At 39.3% G+C, this 15,542-nt stretch carries 15 protein-coding genes; 2 read left to right on the top strand and 13 right to left on the bottom strand.

Features of this window, described 5'->3' with window-relative positions; genetic code table 11:
* Positions 1-407: 407 nt before the first annotated feature.
* Positions 408-698 carry a hypothetical protein gene (locus tag LG336_RS13105; RefSeq protein WP_404332942.1) on the top strand — a complete coding sequence of 97 codons (291 nt, stop codon included), beginning with the start codon at positions 408-410 and terminating at the stop codon, positions 696-698.
* A gap of 148 nt (positions 699-846) precedes the next feature.
* Here the strand turns inward: LG336_RS13105 and LG336_RS13100 are convergent, their stop codons facing one another.
* From LG336_RS13100 to LG336_RS13065, 8 genes are all read right to left on the bottom strand, one after another.
* Complete coding sequence (locus LG336_RS13100) at positions 847-1,131, bottom strand: HNH endonuclease (protein ID WP_404332941.1); 285 nt, start codon at positions 1,129-1,131, stop codon at positions 847-849.
* A gap of 245 nt (positions 1,132-1,376) precedes the next feature.
* Positions 1,377-2,231 (bottom strand): formate/nitrite transporter family protein, encoded by an 855-nt coding sequence (locus LG336_RS13095; protein WP_404332940.1) that lies wholly within the window; start codon positions 2,229-2,231, stop codon positions 1,377-1,379.
* A 61-nt stretch (positions 2,232-2,292) separates the two neighbouring features.
* Positions 2,293-2,616: a nitrite reductase small subunit NirD gene (gene nirD / locus LG336_RS13090; protein WP_404332939.1), complete on the bottom strand. Its 324-nt coding sequence runs from the start codon at positions 2,614-2,616 to the stop codon at positions 2,293-2,295.
* A gap of 20 nt (positions 2,617-2,636) precedes the next feature.
* Positions 2,637-5,045 carry a nitrite reductase large subunit NirB gene (gene nirB, locus LG336_RS13085; RefSeq protein WP_404332938.1) on the bottom strand — a complete coding sequence of 803 codons (2,409 nt, stop codon included), beginning with the start codon at positions 5,043-5,045 and terminating at the stop codon, positions 2,637-2,639.
* A gap of 252 nt (positions 5,046-5,297) precedes the next feature.
* Positions 5,298-6,983, bottom strand: a complete 1,686-nt coding sequence (locus tag LG336_RS13080) for an ABC transporter substrate-binding protein (RefSeq protein WP_404332937.1) — start codon at positions 6,981-6,983, stop codon at positions 5,298-5,300.
* 328 nt (positions 6,984-7,311) lie between these two features.
* Positions 7,312-8,664 carry a short-chain fatty acid transporter gene (locus tag LG336_RS13075; protein ID WP_404332936.1) on the bottom strand — a complete coding sequence of 451 codons (1,353 nt, stop codon included), beginning with the start codon at positions 8,662-8,664 and terminating at the stop codon, positions 7,312-7,314.
* Between the two features lie 305 nt (positions 8,665-8,969).
* On the bottom strand, positions 8,970-9,476 hold the full coding sequence (locus tag LG336_RS13070; RefSeq protein ID WP_404332935.1) for a hypothetical protein: 507 nt from the start codon (positions 9,474-9,476) through the stop codon (positions 8,970-8,972).
* 134 nt (positions 9,477-9,610) lie between these two features.
* Positions 9,611-10,000: a YidH family protein gene (locus tag LG336_RS13065; protein ID WP_404332934.1), complete on the bottom strand. Its 390-nt coding sequence runs from the start codon at positions 9,998-10,000 to the stop codon at positions 9,611-9,613.
* 208 nt (positions 10,001-10,208) lie between these two features.
* Here LG336_RS13065 and LG336_RS13060 point away from each other — a divergent pair, with 208 nt between their 5' ends.
* Positions 10,209-10,736: a CBO0543 family protein gene (locus LG336_RS13060; protein WP_404332933.1), complete on the top strand. Its 528-nt coding sequence runs from the start codon at positions 10,209-10,211 to the stop codon at positions 10,734-10,736.
* A gap of 736 nt (positions 10,737-11,472) precedes the next feature.
* Here LG336_RS13060 and LG336_RS13055 read toward each other — a convergent pair.
* The 5 genes from LG336_RS13055 to LG336_RS13035 form a co-directional block, all read right to left on the bottom strand.
* Positions 11,473-11,619 carry a hypothetical protein gene (locus LG336_RS13055; protein ID WP_404332932.1) on the bottom strand — a complete coding sequence of 49 codons (147 nt, stop codon included), beginning with the start codon at positions 11,617-11,619 and terminating at the stop codon, positions 11,473-11,475.
* A 110-nt stretch (positions 11,620-11,729) separates the two neighbouring features.
* Complete coding sequence (locus tag LG336_RS13050; protein WP_404332931.1) at positions 11,730-12,401, bottom strand: lysozyme family protein; 672 nt, start codon at positions 12,399-12,401, stop codon at positions 11,730-11,732.
* A gap of 168 nt (positions 12,402-12,569) precedes the next feature.
* Positions 12,570-13,385, bottom strand: coding sequence for a hypothetical protein (locus tag LG336_RS13045; protein ID WP_404332930.1), 816 nt, complete (start codon positions 13,383-13,385; stop codon positions 12,570-12,572).
* A 45-nt stretch (positions 13,386-13,430) separates the two neighbouring features.
* Entirely contained in the window at positions 13,431-14,318 is an 888-nt protein-coding gene (locus LG336_RS13040; RefSeq protein ID WP_404333157.1) for a proline iminopeptidase-family hydrolase, read from the bottom strand.
* A gap of 84 nt (positions 14,319-14,402) precedes the next feature.
* Positions 14,403-15,461: a tartrate dehydrogenase gene (locus LG336_RS13035; protein ID WP_404332929.1), complete on the bottom strand. Its 1,059-nt coding sequence runs from the start codon at positions 15,459-15,461 to the stop codon at positions 14,403-14,405.
* Positions 15,462-15,542: the final 81 nt, after the last annotated feature.

Here is a 15,542-nt window from a genome sequence, read left to right as displayed (position 1 = left end):
ATGCTAATAAAAGTAGTTAAAAGGACCGCAGTTGTATGAAATTCACATTTAGGTGCCTAGCTACACCGTTTAGTAATCTATGTACACGAATAGTTCTTCTATCTCCATAAGTTACTTTTCTATCAACACGATTTTCCATTCTATCTACAAAACTGCACATTCTATCAACACGATTACACATTCTATCTACAAACCAACCCTCTATCTACACGATATTCAGTTCTATCTACAAATCTCGGCACTCTATCTACACATTACATCGTTCTATCAACAAACCACTGCACTCTATCTACAAACATCCTTTTTCTCTTCTACATATAATTCTAGTTATATCCAGTAGGTGAATAGCAATTGGAGTCTCAGGTCAAAATACATTGGGGAAAATGAAAACGAAATGAGGGTGTAAGATGAAAGAAATCCTACAGCAAGTGAAAGAAGATGTAGAAAAGGCATATAGCAACCCCGGTACTATTGATTTAGACCAAGGCATTCAACAACTTCAATCAGCCAGAGAGCAATATGGAGATAAAGGAACCATGCTAGAAGATGCTATTACAGCGTTAACTCAGGCTAAACATGCAATGCCTGCATTAGAAAATGCAGGAGATGTCTCATCTTCTGCAGCGTTCGGCCAAGCCTTTAATGCCCTTGACCATGCCTTGAAATCCTATGTAGATGTGGACAATGATCCGGTATAATCGATGTATCACACCCCTGGGAACTCCCAGGGTATTTTTATGGATTAAAAATCTAACTAGTGCCCCGAAATGACTTACGATGAAAAGCAGTAATGTACATGAAGGCTTCCTCACCACTAAATGGAAGTATGGTACATGGTATGCAACCCTACTTTCTTCTCCGTTCTTTCGACTTTCTGTTTTTCATAATTTTCGTTGCAGGTTGTTTTCGAATCCATTTTATAAAGCTAGAAAGCTTATCATCTTGGCGTAATTCTTTTATGGTAGTAAGTCGGGCAGCGATTTCTTGGTTGGTGTACAAAGCATGAATTTGCTTATGACATGGGATGCACAGGTCTGCTGTTTCTCCAAAAGTCCCACCCATCTCCTTTGGGAGTAAGTGATGTACAGTCGTCTCAACTTCTTTCCTTCCACAAAGCTCACATGTACTCATGCCTTTCCCTCCCAAGTGTTTATATTTCATTATTTGCACTACAGCTTGAAATATGATGGTAATTAAAAATAAAAACGCCACAAACAGTCTCTGTTTATGACGTCTTTTAAACTTTTAGAAAACAAAGTAGTCCCGTACCGTTTTCCATAAAGAAGTATGGTTTAACGAAATTCTTTTCTAAAAACGCAACACTCTCACCTACAACAAACAATGACGATAAATTCTTTCCCCAGGTCATCGCATCTCTAAAATGATTCCCGCTCGGTACTTGTCAGCGGAGCTTTTGATTTTTTAAATAAACCTAAAACATCTGACGAATGTTGGTGAGTTATATATAAGGCTAAACCAGTAAATAGAAAGCCACTAACCAAATTGCCCACTAAAACAGGGAGTTGATTCCAAAGCCACCAATCCGCAATCGTGATATTCGCACCGAGCATCATTCCAGCAGGGATGACAAACATATTCACTACAGCATGTTCAAACCCTTGGGCAAAGAACATTAAAATTGGGAGCCACATTGCGACAATTTTACCGATTACAGACTTAGCCGTCATTGCCATGACCGCACCAAGAGTAACCATCCAATTACACAACATTGCTTTCACAAAAACAACGATAAGACCATCACTCCCAAGGCTCTTGTACCCTAATGTTTTCGCTTCAGCAACAGCATATATTTTCGTAATCATTGCATGGTCTGTTACATGGCCAAGCTGGGTAATCGCTAAGAGGTAGAGGGAGGCATACAGAGCTCCTCCAATTAAATGTCCAATAATGACCCAAAACCAATTTTTGAGCATTTGTCCTATGGATGCCCGCTTTTCCATCACAGCTACTGGGATTAAAGCAAAACTTCCCGTTACCAATTCAAGTCCTAGTAAAATAATAATGACAAAGGCAGTTGGAAAAAGTAAGGCCCCAATGATTCCTAGCCCTGTCTGTACCTCAGCAGTATAGGCCAAAGTCGTACCAAACCCGAGAAGGGCACCCGCTAGCCCCCCTCGTATTAGTAGATCTTTTGTTGGCAATTTTGCCTTTGTCTCCCCTGCTTGAACCATATTTTCAATTACTTGCTGCGGACTAACAAATGCCATCATTCCACTCCTTAGAATGAATATTGTAATAAATTCTGTTTAGATTCAATCAGAGCCATATCTTTCATTCTTCTAGTAAAATAAATACTTGTTCATTCTTAATCTCAATAGGGAAGGACTGGACACAACCAACATCAGGGTCTTGAACCTTACCGTCGATGACGCTAATTTTCCAGTCGTGCATTGGACAAAAGACATATTCTCCACTCACAATTCCTTCGGCTAGGACTCCGCCTTTATGGGGACAACGATTTTCAATGGCTCGAATCTGACCATTTTCAAGTCTAAAAACAGCAATCTCTTTTGTACCGACCTTCACCGTTTTCCCAAGCTTTTCTGGTAAATCAGCAACATTTCCAACTAATACAGGACGAAGCGTATTTTCCATTTTTAAAACCTCCAATTGCTTTATTTCAATTCAGTCGGTATCTTCACTGTTTGATACAGGTCTCTTAACAACGTTTTATTCCCTAGGGCTTCCTTCCATGGATCTTGAACAATCGATAATGCCTCATCCATCCGAGCGTTTAAGTCTTTCACCATTGACTCCACCGAAAGGACCTCTTTTATATGGTCAAGACCTACACGTTCCACCCACGCTGATGTTCTTTCTAAATAATTGGCTGTTTCGCGGTAATACTGTAGAAACGCCCCAATCATTTCAATTAAATCTTCCCCAGATTTAAACTTGAATAATAAGTCCCCTTGGCGAAGATGGGTTCCTCCGTTCCCACCAACATACATTTCCCATGCGCCTTCAACGCCAACAATTCCAACATCCTTGATGCCACTTTCGGCACAATTACGCGGACAAGCGGAGACAGCCATTTTAAATTTATGAGGAGTGTTTAAGCCTTCAAACTTCTTTTCAAGTGTGATGCCCATTCCGATAGAATCTTGAGTACCGAATCGACAATAACTCTCACCAACGCAAGTCTTCACGGTACGAAGTCCTTTTGCATACGCGGAACCTGACGGCATATCAAGCTCAGCCCAAATTTTAGGAAGATCGTCTTTCTTAACTCCTAGCAAATCAATACGCTGCCCACCCGTTACCTTAATGATTCCGACTTGATATTTATCAGCCACGTCGGCAATTTTCCGAAGATCTTCTGATGTCGTTACTCCACCATACATTCTTGGGACGACAGAGTAGGTTCCATCCTTTTGAATATTGGCATGAAGACGTTCATTCACATAGCGTGCTTCTTTTTCATCTTTGTATTTAAGTGGGTCAATCATCCCTAAGTAGTAGTTGAGTGCTGGTTTACACTTCGAACAACCGTCTGTTTTCCAGCCAAGAACATTCATGACTTCACGAATATGAGTTAGGCCTTTCTCACGAATTTCTTGAACAACCTCGTCTCGTGAAAGTGTCGTACAGCCGCAAATCGCTTCTTTCTGATTTACATCATACGAATCACCAAGTGTACATTGAAGCAATTCAGAAACAAGTGATTTACACCCTCCACAGGAACGAGAAGCACTTGTACAGCCTTTGACTTGGTCAACGGTTGTTAACCCTTGTGTGCGGATGGCTTCAACAATCGCTCCCTTTGTAACGCCATTACAACCACAAATCATTTCTTCGTCTGACATATCAGCGACCGAACTCATTTCTGTTTCAGCATTTTGCGTGGCCTCTAAATACTCTTCTATCGTGGTTCCTTTTTTAATAAAGTTTAGCAATTTATTGCCATCCTTTGTATTCCCAAACAAGACTGCCCCGGCCATTTTCCCCTCTTCGAAGATAATTTTCTGGTATACACCACGCAAGTCATCATGCATTTTTGATACTTTAGAACTCTCGTCTTCATTGATTTTACCAGTAGAAAATACATCAACTCCAGATACCTTCAATTGGGTTGAAAGTACAGATCCTTTATAGCCTTCTGCTTCAACCTCGCAGATACGTTTTGCAAGGACCTCACCTTGTTGGTATAAAGGGGCAACTAATCCGTACACCATCCCCCGGTGTTCGGCACATTCCCCTACAGCATAAATATTGGGAATTTCCGTTTCTAAATAATCATTAACAAGAATGCCACGACTGACAGGAATACCTGCTTCTGTGGCAAGTGTTACATTGGGTTTAATCCCGACCGCCATTACTACTAAATCAGCTTTGATCCTACTGCCATCTTTAAACCGAAGGCCTGTCACTTGTTTCTTTCCAAGTATTTCGGTCGTAGACTTCTGCAGTAGGAAGTTCATCCCTTGCTTTTCCAATTCAGCTTGTAAAAGCTTCCCCGCAGTCCGGTCCAACTGGCGTTCCATTAAGAAGTCCTGAATATGAATAACGTCTACTTCCATCCCTAGGTTTAATAATCCACGTGCCGCTTCTAGCCCTAATAACCCACCACCAATGACGGCAGCCTTTTTGTATTTATTCGCATACTCAACGATTGTCTCGGTATCCTTAATGTTACGAAATGCAATCACCCCTTCTTTATCCGCTCCCGGCAACGGTAGCATGAAAGGGTTAGAGCCTGTTGCAATAATGAGTTTGTCATAGAACTGTGCCTTTCCCTTATCCGTATAGACAATTTGTCGTTCCTTATCGATGCGCGTAACGGTTTCTCCGGGATACAGACGAATATTGTTATCTTCATACCACTGCCATTCATTTAAAGTGATATCCTTTAACGTTGTATCTCCTTGTAGCACCTTTGATAATTGAATGCGGTTATAGTTTGGATATGGCTCTGCGCCAAAAACAGTCATATCAAATTCATTAGGGTTTATTTTAAGCACTTCTTCTAATGACCTTATTCCGGCCATTCCATTTCCTATTAGTACTAGCTTTTGCTTTTCCATATGTTAATCCTCCTTTTCGGTTTGGATTCCTCTAGTACTTTATAACATTTTGAAAATTTCAATAACACATTCATGTCACAAAACCTAACATAGTTTTCCTTGCATAAACTTATATAGATTTTTTTAGATAGAAAAAACCACCCAGTTTTATTTACTGAATGGTTTCATTAACAAAAATTAAATGAAGTTAGAAAAGTTAGCAGTAACCTGAACAAATAGCTAAAAACTGAATTAAGAGCAGCCTTCCTTTCTCTAGTTTTTTGCTTTCCCCTCAGGGTAATACAATTTCCCTTTCTCGTCCCACTTGTAGCCTGCTTCTTTTAGGGTATCAACCGCAGATGTGAGGTTATATTCATATCCGTTAAGATCCGGACTATGCCATTTCCCGTTAGCTGGCGATATGAGTGAATTGGCAGGTTTCCCTGCTCCTTGTAGGATTTCTTCAACAATTGTTTCCTTTGGAATCGAAAGTGTCAAAGCTTTACGAAGGGCTTTATCGTCGAATGGCTTTATTCTATTATTATAAATAATATGGTCTAAGCCAATGGTTGGCACATGAGCAATTTGAAGAGTTTGAGCATCCTTTATTCGCTCTGCCTGTTCTGGTAAAAGACTAACTCCACCAATTTCCGCTTGTCCATTTTTAACTGCCGAAAGCATCGCCTCGGTATCACTATAGAGGATACGAAGAATTCCATTCACTTTTGCTGGTGAAAAGTGACCGTTATCGGCATCAAGCTTAAGCTCTTTCCCATGCTCCCAATAAGCTAGTTTAAAAGGACCACTGCCAATTGGTTGTTCGTTTTTATTTTCAATTACCCCTTTTGGCCCTTCTTTCTCTAGGATTGGCCCCCAATAATGCTGAGGGAAAATATACAGTTGTGAGAGTGTTTGATTCACAAACGGCGCAAAAGCTTCTTTAAGGGTAATTTGGACCGATAACTCGTCCACTACCTCCACTTTATCAACAACCTCGACCAAGTGGCTAAAGGCAGCCGAATCAACCTCTTTCACTAGATTAAAAGAAAATTGGACATCTTTAGCTGTGACCTTTTTGCCATCATGAAACTTCATTCCTTCTCTGAGCGTGATGAGATAGGTTAATCCATCTCCATTCGCATCTTCCACTGATTTTGCACCCCAGTTTTCGGGTTCGCCTGAATCAGTAATCTTTACCAAGGTATCATAAATAAGTCTTGTAACCTGAAAGTCTTGCATACTTGTAGAGGCAAGGGGATTTAACGACTCAATTTCGCGTGGGTAAGCCCAACGCACATATTTATTTAAACCTGTAGGCTCAATAGCCATAAAGGTCCAAAAACTATTTAAGCCCTCCTCACTACCATATTGGAAATTCGTGAATTTTTCTTCATTGTATGCCATTAATAATGCTCGGTGGATAACAGGGGCATAGGGAATGTCTTCGAGAAATAAATCCTCCGCTTTTGTTACAATTTCTTTCCGTTCTGTTTGATTTAGGGTCGTTCTTTGACCTTCTGCTAAGACATCATAATCGGGATTTTTATATCCAGTTTTGTTGTCTCCATTCGTTGCAGTAAGAGTAGAGTGCAAAGTTCGGTAGATAAAAAAATCAGGGTCAAATTTTTCAGCTTGTCCATGCCAAATACCTGTCATGGCATCAAAATCTGATTCGTTTTCGGTAAGTCTTGATAAGCTATCTTCGTTTAGGGGTTCAACAATGACATCTAAACCTAGTTTTTTCCATTCCTCTGCAAGAAGGAAGCCATATTCATGTTGAACGAAATCTTCTTCTTTAGTAGGGACATTCAATATGATTTCGCCAACCTTTCGATCCTTAGGTAAATCTGCTGTTACCGGAAGTTTGACTTCTTTTTCACCAGATGTGCTAGCTGAACTAGAGCAAGCCGACAGGAATAGTAGTATTACCAAAACCCAAAGATAAACTGTTTTTTTCAATCATATCTCCCCCAATTCTTTATCTATATACTCTATGTAAAAGATTTACGATGACTGGGTTGATTATTCTGAATTTCCATCTATATACATATTTTAACATAGGAGGACTAAGTCTAAAGGTGCATTTTACATAAATTTTACAATTAAGTGTTTGATCAAAAGATTCGCTATATAAACCAAAACCAGTAGTATAGAAGAAAAGCTGTTATATTTGGAAGGTGATACTCCTCAAATAAACAGTGTATAAATCGCACCATTAGAAAAGAGCAGACCCAAAGTCCGCTCTTTTCAAATATTTTTCTGTTAACAGTGAATTGAATTCATAGAATTATAGAAACAACAATCCAATAGAAATCGGGATAAAAGCCCATAGCATGGCAATCACACAAAAGCCGATGATATCTTTCACTTTTAAACCAGCAATAGCAAGCAAAGGCAGTGTCCAGAACGGTTGAATCATATTGGTCCAAGCATCCCCCCACGCAACAGCCATTGCTGTCTTCGCTGTATCAACACCAAGCTCCATCGCAGCCGGTATCATAATTGGACCTTGTACCGCCCATTGACCTCCTCCAGAAGGAACAAAGAAATTAACAATTCCCGCACTAATGAAGGTAAATAGTGGGAAGGTAAATTCATTGGAAATACCAACAAACCAAAGAGACATTTGTTCGGAAAGACCTGAAGTCACCATCATTCCCATAATCCCAGCATAAAAAGGAAATTGAATAATAATGCCCCCAGAGTTTTTAACAGCATCGGTTACACTGTTCAAGAAACGACGTGGCGTCTGATGGAAGAGAATCCCTAGAAACAAAAAGATAAAGTTGACAATGTTAATATTTAAATCTAATCCATTTTGGACGAAATGATAAATGATAAAAATTAACCCTAATACACCGATAACAATAGAAAGAACTCTACTATTTTCGAGACGATCCGCAGGGGTAGTTATTGCTTCATCTGTTTGCTCCACAGCGGAATCAGTTGTTGGTTTTGCGGCAGCAGCCATCTGATTTTGAGCCCGACGCAAATCAGTCTTTTCTGTATCCTCAATTACTTTTAATAAAAAGAAGTTTAAAATTGGAAGCGTTATCAATAATGCCAGGACGATAAAAATATTTAGGCTTGAAAACAAGGTTTCCGTAATCGGGATAACACTTAAAGTTTCTTCTAAAAAATGACCAGGTGTCGCAATCGTTAACGGAATCGAACCAGATAACCCACCATGCCAGACCAACATCCCCGTATAGGCACTAGCTACCAATAATCGGTAACTAACCGTCGGGACTTGCCGAATCAAATGACGGGCAAATAAAGCACCAATCACTAAGCCAAACCCATAGTTAATCAAACAAGCAATCATCGTGATAAACGATACGAGTAAAATCGCTTTCCCAGGTGTTTTCGCAAGTCTCGCTAATTTCGCCAACACTGACTCAAAAAATGGACTATTCGCTAGCACATATCCAGTGACAACAATGAGGGCCATTTGCATCGCGAAGGCTAATAGATCCCAAAAACCAGTGCCCCAAAATTGGACCATTTCCATTGGAGAACTATCCGTTAGACCAATCCCTAATAAAAAAACGGCAATCGTCAAAATAATCGCAAATAAAAAGGCATCAGGCAAATATCGTTGAACTAAACGATCAAAAAATAAGGTGACAGATTTAAGCATTGCTTTCTCCTCCTCCCTTTTTTCTTTGTACATTTGGCTCGTAATAAAATAACAACTCTACCACCATTTTATAGTCAGTCCTATGTTTATATTACAAATTATTCGGAATATACAAGACGACCATTGTTCTGTCTAATCGAAATTTGAGCAAAAAAAACAGACCTTGAAAAGCCAGGTCTTGTTCATAACAAGTCTATTTGGAAGAACGAGGGCACGAGTTTGTGAGATTAACAAAAATAGATAGTATTTTTGACAAAGGTCAGTGGCTCCTATACTGAATAATCCTATCCCTCTGACCCTGAACCCTAGGATATGATTTCATCCAGGTTTGGTGGAGTTGCTTTTCGAACTAATAATCCTCGATCATAAAACTTCCCGGATTTTTTTAGAATATCAGTTGCTTGTTCTTTTGTTGGGATACTCCCATTAGTTTTGTAGGTGAGATAATACGTTTGAGTATTTTTGCGGTGAATAACCCAGCCAAGAAACTTCATCGCAAACCCATGTGAGCCACGGTTTCTTAGTTGCGGCATGGTTTTGCCGTCCCAAACGGTTATCGTTTGACCGTTGCCTTTTCCTCGTATCAGCTCACCCTCTACCTCTGCATAGAGAAGTCCAGGAATTTTTTTCATTTGATTCATCACAAGAAACGTAAACACTTGGTTAATGACCAGCTGTGCAAAATTCAATCCTTCTCCTCTTGTCAAAGAAATAAAAGCTTGCTTCGGAAGGATATCTGGTTTCTCTCCCAATACCATTAATCCTCCTTTTCCTTCCTTGCCTTTAACCATGTTCCATTTCTTTTTCTCCATCGACATCCCCTCCTAGTAAAAAAGTCCCTTATCATAGGTATTCGTTTTTTATAAAACAAATTCCTTTCACAAGAAACGCTATACTAGAAGCATCTTCAAACACTAACCTAAATGAAGTTATTCTGAAGTGTCGGTTAGACAATGACAAAATATACGGCTAGTAATATCGCAATGATGATAATAATGGTACTCAAAGTGACAATATATGTTTTTGAAGAAACGAATGATTGGTTATTAATCGAATGGATCTTTTTAAAATAAACAATCATCGACATCAAGACTGTGAGCACACCGAGTCCGACGGAGGCTAAACCAATAATCGTGGCCAGCATATCTCCTCCTGCAGTTAAGTTATCAATCATACTAAAGTGCAAATTGGTTACTAAGAAACCAACACCCATAATGGCAATCGCCGTGCGCACCCAAGCCAAAAACGTCCGTTCATTTGCTAAATGCTGTTGAATATATTTTGATTCCTCAGAAGGAGGGTTCTCAATCGTTTTCACCCGCTCACTGCCCATCATATCGCTCCCTCGCTAAATTAAACCATTTGCTTTCCTTACGGTTAAGGTGTCCCAAAAACAAATCATGTATCACGTATATAAGATTGTTTTTAATTAGAGAATCTTGAGGATTCAATTATTCTGTTCAAAGTACAAAGTCTGCCTGAGCCATAATGATAATTCTTAAATTGGACAAAATAAGCAAAAAAATGCTGAGGGGAAACAATGTATGCATCTTATCCTAGCACTGATCAGTATTATAGCTGTTTGGTACAGGGGGGACTACCGTAACTGGGGGAAGTATTACACAACGATGCAATATATCGCGATTGGCAACCTAACCTATAATTTTTTATGTGCTTCACATTGGTTATGGAGATTATCCCCTGACTTTATCAACTGGTTCAATCATACCTTACTTGAAATGTCCTATACATTTATTACTTTCCCTGCAACTGCTCTTATGTTTTTGTCTCGATATCCTGAGGGCAGAGGGAAATGGAGAGTCGTTCGTCATTATGCTTTTTGGATTGGATTATATGTTGTTGCCGAGATCATCTTACTAAAAAGAGATAGTATTCTCTATGGATATGGTTGGAGTTTGCTTTGGTCCACAGCATTCGATTGTATCATGTTCCCGTTCTTGCGTTTGCATCATAAGAAGCCTTTATTAGCATTAGTCATCAGTGTCCCGTTCGCCATCTTTTTATTATGGTTATTTGATATACCTGTACATGTTCCGATTGAAAATAGGTAGCACATTAAGAGAAATATCAGGGAACTATTAAAGCGATGGAACGCACACTAAAGTTTTTCACTTATTTTAAAAGATCTTGTCAACTTAAGACTTCCAAAATGGATTGTAAATCTTTTTTGCATTTCCAGAATGAGGATAGATGGTCACTGTTCTCTGTTCAATAGAGTCGATTTTTATAGCTTTCGTCTAGCCTTCATGCTATTGATTCAACACTACTGTCAGGGAGCCTAGCATGTTCATATAGAATTTTTGCGGCATTTGGCAAGTTTTCTTTATTCTCCCATGAAGTCGGTTCCCACATTTTAGATCGCTTAAACGCCTTTGCACAATGGATAAAACATTCCTCGACCAACACCAATGGCAAGTGCTGGCGTTTTTCCTTTCACAGCCATTGTTCTAGCAAATCTTGATCTTTAACTAGGGTTGTCTTCCCATTCACTCTAAGTGTTTCCTCCAGGCAAGGAATCATAATAATAAAAAGGCCATACAGACCCAGTGACTGGGTGTATGACCTTTCATTTTAAAAAATGTCTAGGAGACGGACTTGGCGGGAGTCGAACCCACAAGAAGAACAACAATTTGTATAGAAATTGCTGACTGCTCTGACCGTTGAGCTACAAGTCCTTACCCCTATTATCTCCATGTTGCGTATTTCCATGCAGAGATGCTTAATAAATTTTTAAAAGATACAAAAAAGCAATGCGATTAAATGGGGTGTCATCGCATTGCTTACTAGTTAAATTCTTACCTTACCTATTCTCTTCTTGATAGGGATACTGTAGCATTCATCACAAACCCCGTTGTTATCGGTATATTCGACTTCATCGGTAATGACTTTATTACATTCAGAGCAAATCCACTGTTGATTGGCAACCTGCTCCATGCCCTCATCTCCTTTTTGTTACATAATTCGTGGAGATGAGGGAAAATCCTCCATAAAATTCAAAGAATTTCATTTCGAAACAAATACAGCTTTTTTAGCAGGCGAAAACTTTATAAATCCACGAGCAAACCAGGCAATTCTGGATTGCTCGCAGTAAGACTTTCGATATTTCGTGTTACCTTCGAAGTGTATGAAAAATCCCCATAACAAAAAGGATAACGGAAATTGTTTTGATCTCCGCCGCAATTATAGACTGCAGGATTTTTATCTACTTGAATTGAAGAAAATTGCTTCGCTACATCCTCGCTATGCTTGCCTCCATTTTGAGCAACAAAGTCAATATAACCAATGCCCATATTATAAGCCTGGATAATTGTTGGGAAATCAACCTTTTTCTTAGTGCCGTAGGATAGTGTGTTTTGGAAGTGCTTCACTCCTTGTCTGATGCTTTGCTGAGGATCAGAAATGGTGTTTGGCGCAAGCCCTGCTGACTCAGAAGCTTGCATTGGGTCTCCACCTTTTCCCCTGCTTTCCTGCTGCATAATCGCGGCTAATACCACTGTGTATTCTTCAAGATTAACCTTTTCTAATTCTTGTCGGAGAACAGGAGTGTACTTGGCCACGTCATCAGAAATGATTGTTTCGACAGAAGTCACTTTCTTAGGCTGATTTTGAAGCTGAAAAAATTGTTGAATCAACACAGTGAAGAACAGAAAAGCAAACAAAATCAGAACAACATTAAAATTTCTTTGTACCTTTTTCTTCTTTGCGATACCTGCCATCTATCTAAACGCTCCTAAAATCTCTTGATTATCTAAAATACATATTCTAGAAGAATAATTACTCTAGTAAAAATTCCTTTATAGATGTCAAGAAATTCGTATATTCTATAGAATAAACTTCTTAGAATATAGTAACATATGCAAAATGTATTTCAATAGATAACCAAACTACGAAATTCTCCACCTATAAACCAGATAACTAAACAGCAACGTTAAGAGCGAAAATAACAGGGCAATACTTGAAAAAGCTAGAACATATATATTATACTGTGCGATTTTAGCAATCAGTTGTTGGGAATCCACCCCTAGAAAACTAGCGACTAAATTAAATATAATTAGGGCAATAAACAGGGCAATCAATCCTCGTGACGCCCCCTCGACGTCCGCCTTACTAAGCGCGATGTGCGACGAAATACAAATGGCTAACACGATATAAAGCCAGAACAGCGGATTAATAAAATTTTCGACAGTAAAAAAGCTTTTAGCCATGATAGAAAAGATTTCGACTACTACTTCCACTACAGTCGCTTCAATAAAGTTAAGCTCATAAAAAATATAGTTATTTAAGGCTGCATACAACCCTGGAACCAGGAAGTACATTCCTAAAATCAGAGAACCAATCCCACTGAAAATAGGACCTAGACCAATAAAAAACAGTCCAATTTGCTGGTACATACTACTTTGATTATATTGATGCTCAACATAGCCGAGGACACCATTTTTAGGATTCAATTGCAAAAGTTTTACTCTTGTGACCCTATGTCCCCAGATGAAACACATCAGGAGATGCCCGATTTCATGAATCGGAGTCCCGATCCAAGCAGTTAACAGAACGCCCTTCTGCCCAAATGCCTTTGTCTGATAGATATTTGCATAGCGCTCGAGGATTCCCAAAATAAAACCAACTGCGATTAACGATCCTACAAGTGAAAGTAGCTGAAAAAAACTTGTTAAAACGAGGGTTAAAAACGAAGGAAGGTTCACGGTTTCCCCATCCTTTCATTCTATTTCAGCATGTTCCGTCGAAGACTATACATTCTCATTATCTTGGTCTACTGCTTTTAAGAAGTCCCCGATAACTTGTAAATATTCCTCGGTCTCCTCCAAATATGGCATATGAGCACTTTGTTCAAATACATGCATACTAGAATTCGGAGTTAAGCTTCTATAATACTCCGTTGTTTCCGGTGTTGCTTCATCATAACGACCACAAGTGTACAGCACGGGACAAGTAATTTCGTTTAGTTTAGAGGTACAGTCAAAGCTTTTTAAGTTGCCGGTCACTGTAAACTCTGAAGGTCCCCACATCATATTGTAGACTTCAGAATTCTTTAAATGGGCTCCTTCTTTTAAGAATTCAGGTAAAGGATCTAAGCGACAAACAAAGTGTTGATTGAATACCTTTGTTGCTTCTTTATATTCCGTTGAATCTGTTGTCCCATTGGCTTCACTTGTTTTAATGATTTCTTGAATTTCTCCCGGTAATTTTTTTAGGTTCCGCTGTTGGTCTTGCTCCCATAATGGCGCACTTAAACAAGAGCTTGAGAAAATTACACTTTTAACCCCGCTTGGCTTTGTTAAGCAATAAGCAGCTGCTAAAGTTGTTCCCCAGGAGTGTCCAAGGATATGTACTTCATCTAAGTTAAGTGCCTGGCGAATATCTGTTAATTCTTGAACAAATCTTTCAATCTTCCATAAAGAAGAATCGAAAGGCCTGTCCGAACGACCACAACCTAATTGATCATAAAAGATGACAGGACGATTGTCTGAAAGTGCCTTTAATCCTTGTAGGGAATAACAAGAGGAACCCGGTCCTCCATGTAAAATGAGTAGTGGTGTTTCTGTCGAATCTTTATTATATAGTTGGTACCAGACCTTTCCGCCAGGAACCTCAATAAATCCTTCAGTTTGCATGATACTTTCTCCTTTATCTTTGTAAAGAATTTTCTAAATCAGAGTCTGATTATGCCCCATTAATGAATGGCACTACTGAAATACTCTTTAAATCGTTTTCAATTGGTTAATAATCGCGATCGTAACATCACTTGTCGTGCTATTGCCACCTAAATCTGGTGTTAAATATCCAGCACCTGTTACATTTTCAATGCAATCCAACAGTTTAGCACCAAGTTCTTCTTCGCCGAAATGGTCTAACATCATTTTCGCTGTCCAAATTTGACCAATTGGGTTGGCAATGCCTTTGCCTTCGATATCAGGTGCACTTCCGTGTACAGGTTCAAACATGGACGGGTATTTGCCGTTAACATTGATGTTTGCCGCTGGCGCAATGCCGATGCTACCCATAATCGCTGCACCAATATCTGTGAGAATATCACCAAATAAATTACTGGCGACAATGACATCAAAGCGATGTGGTTTGGTAACAAAGAAAGCTGCTAGCGCATCAATATGCTGAGATTCGGTTTTAATCTCAGGATATTCTTTCGATACATCTTTGAAAACCTTGTCCCAAAACGGCATGGAATAAACAATTCCGTTCGATTTAGTTGCACTTGTCACATGCTTCTTACGTTTAGTCGATAAATCAAAGGCAAAGCGCATGGCACGTTCTGTTGCCTTTCTTGAAAATACAGCATTTTGGATAGCGATTTCATCTTCACCCTGGTAGATTGTGCCGCCAACCGAACTATACTCGCCCTCACTATTTTCCCGGACTACCATGATATCGAAATCCTTTGGGTTTAAAAGTGGGGATTGAATCCCCCTCATACCCTTAGCAGGACGTAGATTAATGGTTTGTTCAAACTCACGACGAATTTTTATCAGTAACCCCCAGAGTGATATATGGTCTGCTACTAACTTGGGGTTTCCAACGGCTCCTAAGAAAATACCATCAAAATCGGTTAATCTCTTTAAACCATCCTCGGGGATCATCGTTCCATGCTCAAGATAATATTCACAGCTCCAAGGAAAATCAACAAACTCAAACTTCAACCCGCCATGAACATCTGCGATTGTTTTCAATACATCAATGGAGGCTGGGACCACTTCCTTTCCTATCCCATCCCCTGGAATACTAGCAATTTTCAATGTTTTCATTTCAAGTTACACCCACTTTTCAGTTCCTTTTGTATAAGTATATATTAACCTATTAAAATAAAAAACCTTGGAGGAACGTGC

Source organism: Mesobacillus maritimus, assembly GCF_044803185.1.
Lineage (GTDB): Bacteria > Bacillota > Bacilli > Bacillales > Cytobacillaceae > Mesobacillus_B > Mesobacillus_B maritimus_B.
Note: the sequence above shows the minus strand (reverse complement) of the source record. Positions and strands in the feature narration are given on the sequence as shown.